This window comes from Amycolatopsis sp. WAC 01376 (assembly GCF_003947415.1).
In the GTDB taxonomy this organism is placed as follows: Bacteria; Actinomycetota; Actinomycetes; order Mycobacteriales; family Pseudonocardiaceae; genus Amycolatopsis.
In genome coordinates this window covers 781,147-792,674 of sequence record NZ_QHKL01000001.1, presented here as the reverse complement: position 1 = coordinate 792,674, position 11,528 = coordinate 781,147, and the positions used below count along the sequence as shown (strand labels likewise).

Sequence of the window (11,528 nt, the reverse complement as noted above, 5' to 3'; positions counted from 1 at the left end):
TCGTCATGCGTAGAGACACCCGCTGGACCCGCATCGGCCGGTTTTCCCGCGTCACCGCGTTGGCCGTGACCGCGATCATGCTCGCGTCCGGTGGCGCGGCGATCGCACTCGAAAACAAGGCGAACGCGCCGGGCTGGTCGCTCGGTCCGGGCCAGAAGGACCAGAGCGTCCCGGTGACACCGCTTGTCGCCCCGCCGTCGCCGCCGCCGGTGTTGGCCGACGCGAAGGTGACTCCGCCGGTCTGGCCGGGAGCGGCGGAATCCGAGGTCGAAGTGCTCGCCGGCCGTCAGCCGCAGGGGCTCGGCGCCCAGAACGCCGCGAACGGCACTCCGGTGAAGGTCGGCTGGGCGCGGGCGAAGGACACCGCCGCCGCCAAAAAGGCGCCGAAGGTCCGCGTTCGTGTCGCGGACCAGAAGGCCAGTGAGGCACTCGGACTCCACGGTGTGGTGCTCTCCGTGACCGACACGGGCGTTGGCGCCGAGCCGGTGAACGTCGCGGTGGACTACCGGGCGTTCGGGAGCGCCTATGGCGGTGGCTGGGCCGATCGGTTGCAACTGGTGGAGCTGCCGGGATGCGCGCTGGTGACACCGGCGAAGGCCGAGTGCCGGACGAAGACCCCGGTTGCCGGGACGGTGAACAACGGCAAGACGCGGCAAGTCTCGGCCGATGTCGCTCTCGCCGGTGCCGCGCCCCGGGTCTTCGCGGTGACGGCGGCCGCGAGCGGCTCCGCCGGGAACGTGTCCGCCCAGCCGTTGTCCGCGGCCGGGTCCTGGTCCAGCGGCGGGTCTTCCGGGAGCTTCTCCTACAACTATCCGTTCCCGGCCCCGTCCGCTCCGAGTGGCGCGGTGCCGAGCCTCGCGCTTTCGTACTCGTCCAGCGGTGTCGACGGCCTGACTTCCGCGACCAACAACCAGGCGTCCTGGGTCGGCGACGGATGGGACTTCACGCCGGGCGGTTACGTGGTCCGTAACTACCTGCCGTGCAGCGAGGACCTCGGCGGCAACAACGGGCAGACCAAGACCGGTGACCAGTGCTGGGGGATCGACAACGCGACCCTCGTCCTCGGCGGCAAGTCGACGGACCTGATCAAACTCGCCGGGACGAATCAGTGGCGGCCGAAGAACGACGACGGTTCCAAGATCGAACTGCTCGGCGGTGCCGCCAACAACGCCCAGGACGGCCAGCACTGGAAGGTCACCACCGGCGACGGAACCCAGTACTTCCTGGGGCTCAACCGCCCACCGGGCTGGTCTTCCGGCAAACCCGAGACCCAGTCCACCTGGACGGTCCCGGTGTTCGGCAACAACGACGGCGAAGCCTGCTACAAGCCGAACAACTTCGCAGGCTCGTCCTGCCGGCAGCCCTGGCGCTGGAACCTGGACTACGTGGTGGATCCGCACGGGAACGCCAGCACGTACTACTACCAGCCGGAGACGAACTACTACGGGCTCAACCAGAACGTCACGACGAACGGAACCGAGTACACCGCGGGCGGATACCCCCTGCGGATCGAGTACGGCCTGCGCCTGAAGGACGGCAGTGTCTACGGTTCCGCGCCCACGAACCAGGTCGTCTTCGAAACCGCGGAGCGCTGCCTCCCGTCGGGAGCGGTCACCTGTGCTCCCGAGCAGCTGAATGCGACGACCGCCGCCTCTTGGCCGGACGTCCCGTTCGAACAGATCTGCGCGAAGGACAAACCCTGCGACTACGGGTCACCGGCGTTCTTCACCCGCAAACGGCTGACCACGGTCCGGACCCAGTACAACAACGCGGGCACGCAGACCGATGTCGACGTCTGGAACCTGGCACACACGTTCCCCGGCACCGGAGACGCCTCGCCGTCCGCGCTGTGGCTCTCCTCGGTCACCCACACCGGGAAGGGCGGCGTCGGAAGCATCACCCGCCCCGCCACGACGTTCGGCGGATTCATGTTCGCGAACCGGGTCGACACGGTCGCCGACAAGTACTCCCCGATCACCCGCTACCGGGTCAACGAGATCAGGACCGAGACCGGCGGGCGGATCGGTGTCGCCTACTCCGGCCCTGATTGCGTCGCGGGGACACGCATGCCCGCGTCACCCGAGACCGACACGATGCGGTGCTACGCGTCGTTCTGGAGTCCGCCGGCGGCGAAGGACCCGGTCCTCGACTGGTTCCACAAGTACGTCGTCACGGACATTTCCGAAGAAGACCTGACGGCCGGTGGCGTCGCGGTCAAAACGCATTACGACTACCTCGGCGACGCCGCCTGGCACTACGACGAAGGTCAGTTCACGCCAAAGGAGCGGAAGACCTGGAGCCAATGGCGTGGCTACGGCGTGGTGCGGACGTCCATCGGCCAGCCGTCCGCCACCCAGACGGTGACGGAGTCGTTGTACCTGCGCGGGATGGACGGCGACCACCTGCCGAACGGCGGCAAACGCACGGTCTCCGTCGAGGACTCCGAAAAGGGAACGATCGTCGATCAGGATCCCTTGCAAGGGTTCCTCCGGGAGTCCAGGACCTACCTTCCCGGCACGACGACGGTGGACAACTCCGCCATCAACGACCCCTGGGTACGTGGTCCGACGGCGACGAGCGCGGACGGCCTGCTCAAGGCGCATTCGGTGGACACCGCGACCGTGCGAGGACGCACCCTGCTGTCCGACGGCAAGACCTATCGCCGCAACCAGGTGAACAAGAAGTTCAACGACAACGGTCTCGTCATCGAGCAGGAGGACCTCGGCGACACCGGCGTCGCCACGGACGACACGTGCACCAAGACGACCTATGTCCCGAACGCCGCTACGGGGATGTTCGACAAGTCGAGTGAAGTCGTGATGTTCGCCGGGGTTTGTTCGGGTACGGCTACGGCGTCCACGGTCATCACCAACGTCAAGGTCTCTTATGACAAGCAGGCCTCCGGCGTCGCGCCGACGGCGGGCGACATCACGCGCACGGACACGCTGAGCGCTTGGGACGCCGCGGGAAAGAAGTTCGTGACGACCGCGACGAACGAGTACGACGCCTATGGCCGTGAGACGTTGTCGACCGACGTGTCAGGCGCGGTGACGAAGACCGCGTACACGCACAGCGCCGGAGGACAGGTCACCGAAATCGCCGTGACGAACCCCCTCGGCTGGGTCTCGACGACCACCAAGGAACCGGCGCGGGGGAACCCGGTGTTCTCGGTCGACGTGAACAAGGTCCGCACGGACATCACCTACGACGCTCTGGGGCGCAAGACCGCGGTCTGGAATCCAGGGCGCAGCAAGCTCGATGGCGACAAGGCGACGGCGACCTTCGCCTACACCGACGCGGCGACGTCACCGACCGCCGTCCCCACCACGGTGGCGACGAAAGCCTTGCAGGACAACGGCGAGTACACGACGTCGTACGCGATCTACGACGGTCTCGGGCGGACGCGGCAGGCGCAGTCCGCGGCGTCCGGCGGCGGGCGGATCATCAGCGACACCGTCTACGACTCGCGCGGACTCCCGTTCAAGTCGAACAACGGGTACTTCAACAACGCTTCCGGGCCCGTCGCGAACCTGGTGACCGTCGCGGACAACACGGTGCTGAACCAGACCGTGACGGAGTACGACAGCCGGGCCCGTGCGACGGCGTCGATCCTGATGTCCAAGGGCGTCAAGCAGTGGCAGACGTCGACCATCTATGGCGGCGACCGGGTCACGACCATTCCGCCGCGGGGCGCGTCGCCGCAGACCGTGGTGACCGACGTGCACGGGCAGACCGTCCAGCGGCTCCTCTACACCGACGGGTACACGCCGGGAGCGGCCAATCCGGCCGACGTCACGAACTACACGTACAACGCCGCGGGTGCCATGACGTCGATGGCCGACGCGGCGGGCAACGTCTGGTCGACCGGCTACGACTTGCGCGGCCGCAAGGTCTGGCAGTCCGATCCGGACGCGGGGAGATCGACCTACACCTACGACGACGGCGGACAGCTGACGTCGACCACCGATTCGCGCGGCAAGGCCACTTTCTACAGCTATGACAAGCTGGGACGGAAGACCCAGACCACCGCGGATTCGCCCACCGGCACCAAACTGGCGAGCTGGAGCTACGACACGGTCCCCAACGGGATCGGCCTGCCCGTCTCGTCGACCCGGTGGGTGGGCGCGGACGCGTATGTCACTCGCGTCGCGGCCTATGACAAGTACGGCAGGCCGACCAAGAAGGCCGTCGACGTCCCAGCCGTCGAAAAGGGTTTGGCCGGGACATATGAGTTCAGCACCGCCTACACGGCGACGGGCGCTGTCGCGTCCACGGTGAGTCCGAAGGCGGGCAACCTGCCGCTCGAACACGTACGGCACACGTACAACGAGCTCGGGCTGCCGTCGACGACGTATGCGATCGACTCTTCGGGCACGACCACGAACCTGGTGTCGAAGACCGATTACACCTCTTTCAACGAGATGTCGCGTATGCAGTTCGACGGGGAGAAATCCACCGCGAACGTCGGCGTGACCCAGACCTACGACGAGGTCACCCGGCGCCCGCAGACGACCACCGTCAACCGGGCGACGCAGGTCGGATCGCAGCTGACCAACCGGACCTACGGTTACGACCCGGCGGGCAACGTCACGAAGATTTCGGACACCCCGTCAGGGGCGCCGGCCGACACCCAGTGTTTCGAATACGACTATCAGCGGCGGTTGACCGAGGCATGGACTCCGGCCTCGGCTGACTGCGCGACGGCCAAGTCGGCGTCGGCGCTCGGTGGCGCCGCCCCGTACTGGAAGTCGTACTCCTTCGACAAGACCGGCAACCGGACGAAGGAGGTCGACCACAAGCCGACCGGCGACGTCACGAGTACTTCCACCTATCCGGCGGCAGGGCCGACCGCCGTCAAGCCACATGCCCTGCAGAAAGTGGACACGAGCGGTCCGAACGGCACGTCGACGAGCGGCTACACCTACGACGAAGCCGGCTCGATGCTGACGCGGAACGTCGGCGGCGACACCCAGACGTTCAGCTACGACCACGAGGGAAGAACCGCCGGTGTCACGGCGCCGACAGGGGAGAGCAAGTACCTCTACGACGCCGACGGCAACCGGCTCGTCACCCGCGCTCCGACCGGCACCACGTTGTCGATCGGCGATCTCGAGCTGGTCGTCACCACCGGCACGACCGGTGTTTCGGCGACCCGGTTCTACCAGCACGGCGGGGTCCAGGTCGCGGTGCGAGTCGGTGGCTCCGCCCTCAAATGGATGCTCGGTGATCTCCACGGAACGAACGGCCTGGCCATCACCGCGGGGACGCTCACACCCACTCAGCGCTACATGGACCCGTTCGGCAACCCACGCGGTCCGGCGCCGTCCACTTGGCCGGACAAGCACGGTTTCGTCGGCGGCTACCAGGACGCGACCGGCCTGACCCACCTGGGCGCACGCGAGTACGACCCGGCGCTCGGCCGGTTCACCAAGACCGACCCGGTCCTGGATCCGGCGGTTCCGCAGCTGTGGAACCCCTACGCCTACGCGAACAACTCGCCGGTGACCATGACGGATCCGTCGGGCATGTCGGCCTGCTTCCACATGGGTGAGGACGGCCTGTTCTGCCGCGAAGGCACCGAACAAGCCGACTACTGCAATGCCAAGAGCAGCAAGAGTTGCACGGTCATGGCGAGCTCCCCGTCGTCACCGCAGGGCAAGAAGTACGCGGCCGAGCAGCGGGAGAAGGCCAAACGGGGCTACAACGAGAAGTCCTACAAAGAGGCGCAAGCCGTCGTGAAGAAGTCCAAATGGGACGTCTTCATAGACGCGGCCGGTGAGTTGATCAAAAGTCTCATCGGCTGGGACGACATCATGGGCTGTATCGAGGGCTCGGTCGGCTCGTGCATCAGCACCCTTCTCAACTTCATCCCCTGGGGCAAGATCCTGAAGGTCGGCGAGATCGTCGCGAGCTTCTGGAAGGGCGCGCGTGCCCTAGCGACTTTCGGGCGTGAGGTCGAGAAGGCTCAGAAGGTCATCGCCGATACCGAGCGCATCCTCTCCGACGCCGCGATGGCGGCGAACGCGGTCCAAGTTGTGGTCGCCGTCAGCGAAGGTGATGGCGTCGTCGGTGCCGCGGCCGCGGCCATGGGTGGTGCCGCCGCGGCCAGTGATTCGGGCTGCAACAGCTTTGTCCCCGGTACGCAGGTTTTGATGGCGGACGGGACGACGAAGCCGATCGAGGAGGTGCGGATCGGCGATGAAGTACAGACGACAGACCCGGAGACCGGCGGCCTGGAACGGCGCCGCGTCGTCGGCACCATCGTGCACGACGACGAGGACGAACGGACCGAGATCACCGTCGAGTCCGGTGGTGTTTCGGACACCATCGTGGCGACGGACTGGCATCTCTTCTGGGTGGAGGAAGCCGATGACTGGGTAGCGATCGGTGACCTTGTCCCTGGTCAGCACCTACACTCGCCGGATGGTCGGTCATCGGTCGTCACCGCGGTTCGGCAGTTCACGCAGGTGTCTCCCGTCCACGACCTCACGATCGACGGTATCCACGCCTTCTACGTCGGCGGTAGCGGCACTTCGCTGCTGGTTCACAACTGCGGTCTCCGTATCTACGAGCAGAACCCGAAGCACGGTTCGACCTCCAGGGGAAGCTCAAAAGGTGTGGTCAGTACTGAGCCGTCAAACGGCCAGGCGGCGCTCGATAATTCAGTTCAGATCAAGGGGACTTCCCCGCGGCGTATTGGTATGAGCGACGGGCAGACCGTTATTCTCGACAGGCACGGCAGTCAAGTTCCGTGCGACTGTGGTGGTGGAGGGACGAATGAGTACTTCCATGGTCACGTTCGCACGGATGTCGGCAGAGCTCCGGCGATGGCGAAAGCGGCTGTGGCTTTGGGTAAGGCGGTCAAGCGAGGCTTGATCGACCCCCGTAGGTGATTGGTGGTCTGATTTGTCGCAGTGGCGGGAATTGAAAGTTGCCGATGTCCGCGCAGGAAGGGGCTTGGAAAGTGCGAGAGCCTTGCTTGAACTGACTCTCAACGAGTCGGACGTGGTCTGGCTACAGGCCTTCCTTTTGGAATGCCTGAATTCGAGCAAGGATATTCAGATACGTGCACTCGCGGTCACCTGTGTCGGGCATGTTGCACGCCTGCACGGAGAAGTGTCGAATGAACTAGTTTCGAAATTGCGTGAACTGTTGAAGGATCCCGTGCTCGGCGGGCAAGTTGAAGATGCTTTTGACGACATTGCGTCGTTCGTAAAATAGAATCTCTAACTGTGTGGCGGAATTTTCCGATCGACAAGAGGTGGCTGTTTTACTGAATCGCAATACTTCTTGAGTAGCCGTACTCAAGACACCGAGGGCCGTCGGCGCGACCGTGGTACGCATGACGAAACCCTCCGCAGCGCCGCCCACCACCGTCGCGTTCTTCGTCCAGGCCGCCCTCTCGTTCGGCCTGGCGCTGCTCGCGGTCGTCATCGGCATCTGGTACCTGCCGGTCGACGGCTGGGTCCGCGGCTTCCTCGCCCTCGGCATGCTCTTCCTGACCACTTCGGCGTTCACTCTCGCCAAGTGCATCCGTGACCGGCAGGACGAGAACACCGTCGTCAGCAGAGTCGACCAGGCCCGCGTCGACAAACTCCTCGCCGAGCACGACCCCTTCAAAACGCCCGCGCTCTAGCCTGCCCAGAGGCGCGACTAGATTCTCGGGCATGGTCTTGACCAGGGGGATTCGCCGCGTTCAGGTGAACACATGGGTACTGCTCGGCGTGGCGATCGTGTGGGTCGCCGTCAACTTGCGGTGGATCGTCGTCTATCGCCGGGGGCAGATCCTCGAAATCGACGAGGCCGGCTACATCGGCATGGCCCTCAACGATCACTACGCGGCCGTACGCGACGGAGTCCTCGGTTGGATCCAGGCCGTCGAGGCACCTGGAATCCAGGCTCCGGTCACTCCCGCGCTGACGTCGTTGCAGTTCTTCGTGACGGGGACGAGTGTGGTGGCCGCCTTCATCGTGCCGATGCTGGCGGGTCTGGCGATCGTCTTGCTGACGCACGCGGTGGCGAACCGGGTGGCGGGCCGGCCGTTCGCGTGGCTCGCCACCGCGCTGGTCGCCACGCTGCCCGGCGTGATCGTCGACGCGAGGGCGTACCACTTCGGCGCGCCGGCGGCCGCGGTGACGCTGGCGGCCGTTTACTTCCTCATCAGGTCCGAGGGGCTGACGAAGACTAAGTCGACGATCGCCTTCGGTGCCTTCGTCGGGCTGATGCCGCTGACGAGGACGATGATCATCGCCTTCGTGCCCGCTCTCGTACTCGCTGCCTTCCTCCAGGCCGTGTTCGGACCGGATCGTAAGAAGAGCCTGACGCGTTTCGGAATCGCCGCGGTTGTCGCCGCCGCGGTCGCCGCGATCTGGCTGATCCCCAACGGTGCGCAGGTCTACCGCTATCTGACCGGCTTCGGCTATGGGCCGCAGTCCGCCGAGTACGGGACCGAGGCGGGGATCTTCAACCCGGCGGCCTGGGCATACCGGCTGCGGCTCCTGACCCTTGAGCAGTATTTGCCGCACGTCCTCTTCATCTGCGCCGGGCTCGTCGTGGCGATCTTCGTCGCGATCCGCAAGCTGAAGGGTGGGCAGGCGAAAGAGACCATCAAAGCGATGGTCGCGTCGCCACTGTTCCCGCCCGCGGTGCTCGTGGCGGAGGGTGCGATGGCCTTCGTGACGTCCAAGACCACCGGCAACGGGTTCACGCTCCCGCTGGTCCCGTCGATGACGCTGGTCGCGCTGTGGGGGCTCTATCGCGTGCATGACCGGCTTCGTAAGGTGCTGCCGGTCGTGGTCGCGGTGATCAGCGTGGTGGCGCTGGTCCCGCAGCTGGATCTGCGAGCGCCGACCGCGCGGCTGTGGGAGGCCGAGCTGCCGTTGTTCGGGCGGGTGATCGTCACCGACGGCCGAGGTGCCTCGCAGAAGTTCGCGGGGGTCGGGCTCGAGACCGATGTTCCGGAGCCGGTGAGTGCGGAGGACGCGAAGCAGTGGATCGTCGCCGCGGACTGGGCGGCGCAGCAGATCGTCGACCGGAACGCGATCCGCGGCGTGACGGCCTTCGGGTTCCGTGACCTGATCTTCAACACCAACACGGTTCAGCTGGCCGTGCTCCGGAAGCTCGGTTACGGCGTGGCCGTGCCGCAGATCAGGCCGGTCGAGGCGGGGAACACGCAGCCGGATTACGAGCGCTGGCTGACCAGGTATCAAGACAGTATTTCCGGCGACGCGAGCACCGCCTGCTTGCTGTTCACCGCGACCGGCTTGAACAACGAGTTCCTGCCGAAGGTGGATCCACCCGCGATGGCGGCCGCTGCCGCCGCCACGGGGTTCAGCCCGGTCGCGACGCACGCCTTGCCGAACGGTCGGCTGGTGACCCTTTGGCATCGGCCGCAGCCGGCCTGCGCGCCCTCCTGAGCACGAGGGCGCACCGGTTTTCACCGGTGCGCCCTCGCCCGTATATGCGCAAATCCGAATTACTACGGTCGTGTGACTCTGCTCACCGGACCTGTAGCATTTAGTAACCGTCAAGATCGCCCGACAAGGGCTAAAGAAAGTATCGACGTACCCCCATACTCACCCGAAAAGGCGAGGTGGACGAACCATGGGGTTCCGGGGGCTTCAGCCCCGGGAATGGTGGCGAGTACGCTGCGGCGCAGGTTTTCCCTGCGCACGCGGTGCCCGCGTGCGAGCGGATGACGGGATTCGAACCCGCGACCCTCACCTTGGCAAGGTGATGCGCTACCAGCTGCGCTACATCCGCATGTCACTGCATCGCTTCAACACTCGTTTGAAGCAGTGTGGACACACCATACACCGACCGTCAGTAGCCGTTTCGACCCACCCCTGGAGGTGCTTCGGTGTCACACCTGGCGTACAAGGGGTGACGACGGCTGCATACCTCCGTATGGTGTCCCCATTCGACCGAATGGTGAGTCCTTCGGGGAGGAGGTGCCTGGCCGGATGACCGAGCAGGGCACGGTGCCGCTTCAGGCGGCCTCGGAATCCGACGAGCAGGCATTGCTCCAGCGTCTCCGTGATGGGGAGGACGCCGCCTTCGGGGAGCTTTTCGAACGTCATGCCGCCGCGGTGCGGCGGCTGGCGCGCAGTCTTGCCTCCGATCGGTCGGAGGCGGAGGACATCACGGCCGAGACCTTCTTCCGGGTGCTTCAGGCGTTGCGCCGGGGTGCCGGGCCGCGGGATTACGTGCGGGCCTATCTGCTGACGGTGGCTCGCCGGGTGTCGTGGGAATGGCATGGCGCGCGTCGTGACGTGCCGGTGAGCGACGACGAGCTGAGTTTCCGGGCCGGGGCGGGGGCGGACACGAACGCCCGTACGGCCGAGCATTCGCTGATCACGACGGCTTTCACGAGTTTGCCCGAGCGGTGGCGTTCGGTGCTGTGGCAGACCGAGGTCGAGGGTGAGCAGCCTGCCATGGTCGCGCCGCATTTCGGCTTGAGCGCGAACGCGACGGCGGCGTTGGCCAGGCGGGCGCGGCAGGGGTTGCGGGCCGCGTACCTGCAGGCGCATCTGTCGGTGAGCCGCGGGCCGGATTCGTGCCGGTCGGTGGTGGAGAAGCTGGGCGGGTTCACCGCGGGCAGCGTCACCGGGGCCGAGGCCCGCCGGATCAAGACCCACCTGATCGGGTGCCAGTCCTGCCGGGCGACACACGACGAGCTGCGTGACGTCTGTTCGTCGCTGCGGGCGCACGCCGGTGTGGTGGCCCTGCTGGTGCCGGCGGCCGCGGGAGCCCACGCGAGCGGGGCGTTGTCCGGGCTCGCCGCGTCGATCAAGGGGCTTCTGCTCGGGTCGAAGGTGAAGGTCGGCCTGGCGGTGGCGTCGACGGCCGCCGCGGGCGCGGTCGGGATCGTCGCAGGTCCGGCCGTGTTCGGCACGGACGTGACGCACACCGTCGGCCTGTCCGGAGGCGGCTTGCCCGAGCTGGCGCTGCTGCCGGCACAGATCGCGCCGCCCGCGCAGGGTCAACCGGTGGAGCTCCCGCCGCAGCGGGTCGCCCAGGACCAGATGCACGGCAAGGGCGCCCAGCCGGTCAAGACCGGGTTGGGCCCGAACGACCGGAACGCCGAACTCGGCGTGGCCGACATGCCGAGCCTGCCCGGCGTGGGCACGTCGCGGAAGGAACTCGGCGGCGGTGACGTCGTACGGCCTCCGGCCGGGCAGACTCCGTCGCAGGAGGAGACCACGCCGCTGAACGAGGGCCCGGGAACCGGCTCGAACCAGACCACTTCGAAGCGGGACGACATCCCGCCGGGTGAATCGAATCCGACCGAGGAGTCGCTGAGCCCGACCACGACGACGTCGCGGGACTCGACGACCGAGCCCTCACAGCCTTCGGAGTCGAACACGCCGGAGTCGACGACCGACCCGGAAGGGTCCTCTTCGCCGACGACCGGCACCCCCGAGAGCACGACCGAGACGCCCTCGGAAGACGAGCAGAGCCCGGTGAAACCCACTTCCCACTATCCGGAACCGGGCGTCGACTACCCGACCTGCCCATAACGCCCGAGC

At 66.4% G+C, this 11,528-nt stretch carries 5 protein-coding genes and 1 tRNA gene; 5 read left to right on the top strand and 1 reads right to left on the bottom strand.

Features of this window, described 5'->3' with window-relative positions; all coding sequences use genetic code 11:
- Positions 1–5: 5 nt before the first annotated feature.
- The 4 genes from DMH03_RS03760 to DMH03_RS03745 all read left to right on the top strand — a co-directional run bounded on the left by DMH03_RS03760 (position 6) and on the right by DMH03_RS03745 (position 9,416).
- Positions 6–6,893, top strand: a complete 6,888-nt coding sequence (locus DMH03_RS03760) for an RHS repeat-associated core domain-containing protein (RefSeq protein ID WP_125790584.1) — start codon at positions 6–8, stop codon at positions 6,891–6,893.
- 13 nt (positions 6,894–6,906) lie between these two features.
- Positions 6,907–7,221: a hypothetical protein gene (locus DMH03_RS03755; RefSeq protein WP_125790583.1), complete on the top strand. Its 315-nt coding sequence runs from the start codon at positions 6,907–6,909 to the stop codon at positions 7,219–7,221.
- A gap of 121 nt (positions 7,222–7,342) precedes the next feature.
- Positions 7,343–7,636, top strand: a complete 294-nt coding sequence (locus DMH03_RS03750; protein WP_125790582.1) for a YiaA/YiaB family inner membrane protein — start codon at positions 7,343–7,345, stop codon at positions 7,634–7,636.
- A gap of 31 nt (positions 7,637–7,667) precedes the next feature.
- A complete protein-coding gene (locus tag DMH03_RS03745) occupies positions 7,668–9,416 on the top strand; it encodes a glycosyltransferase family 39 protein (RefSeq protein WP_233611263.1) in 1,749 nt (582 codons plus the stop codon).
- A 273-nt stretch (positions 9,417–9,689) separates the two neighbouring features.
- On the opposite strand, the gene DMH03_RS03740 is transcribed toward DMH03_RS03745, so the two are convergent.
- Positions 9,690–9,762, bottom strand: a tRNA-Gly gene (locus DMH03_RS03740).
- A 200-nt stretch (positions 9,763–9,962) separates the two neighbouring features.
- Here DMH03_RS03740 and DMH03_RS03735 point away from each other — a divergent pair.
- Positions 9,963–11,519 (top strand): sigma-70 family RNA polymerase sigma factor, encoded by a 1,557-nt coding sequence (locus DMH03_RS03735; RefSeq protein WP_125790581.1) that lies wholly within the window; start codon positions 9,963–9,965, stop codon positions 11,517–11,519.
- Positions 11,520–11,528: the final 9 nt, after the last annotated feature.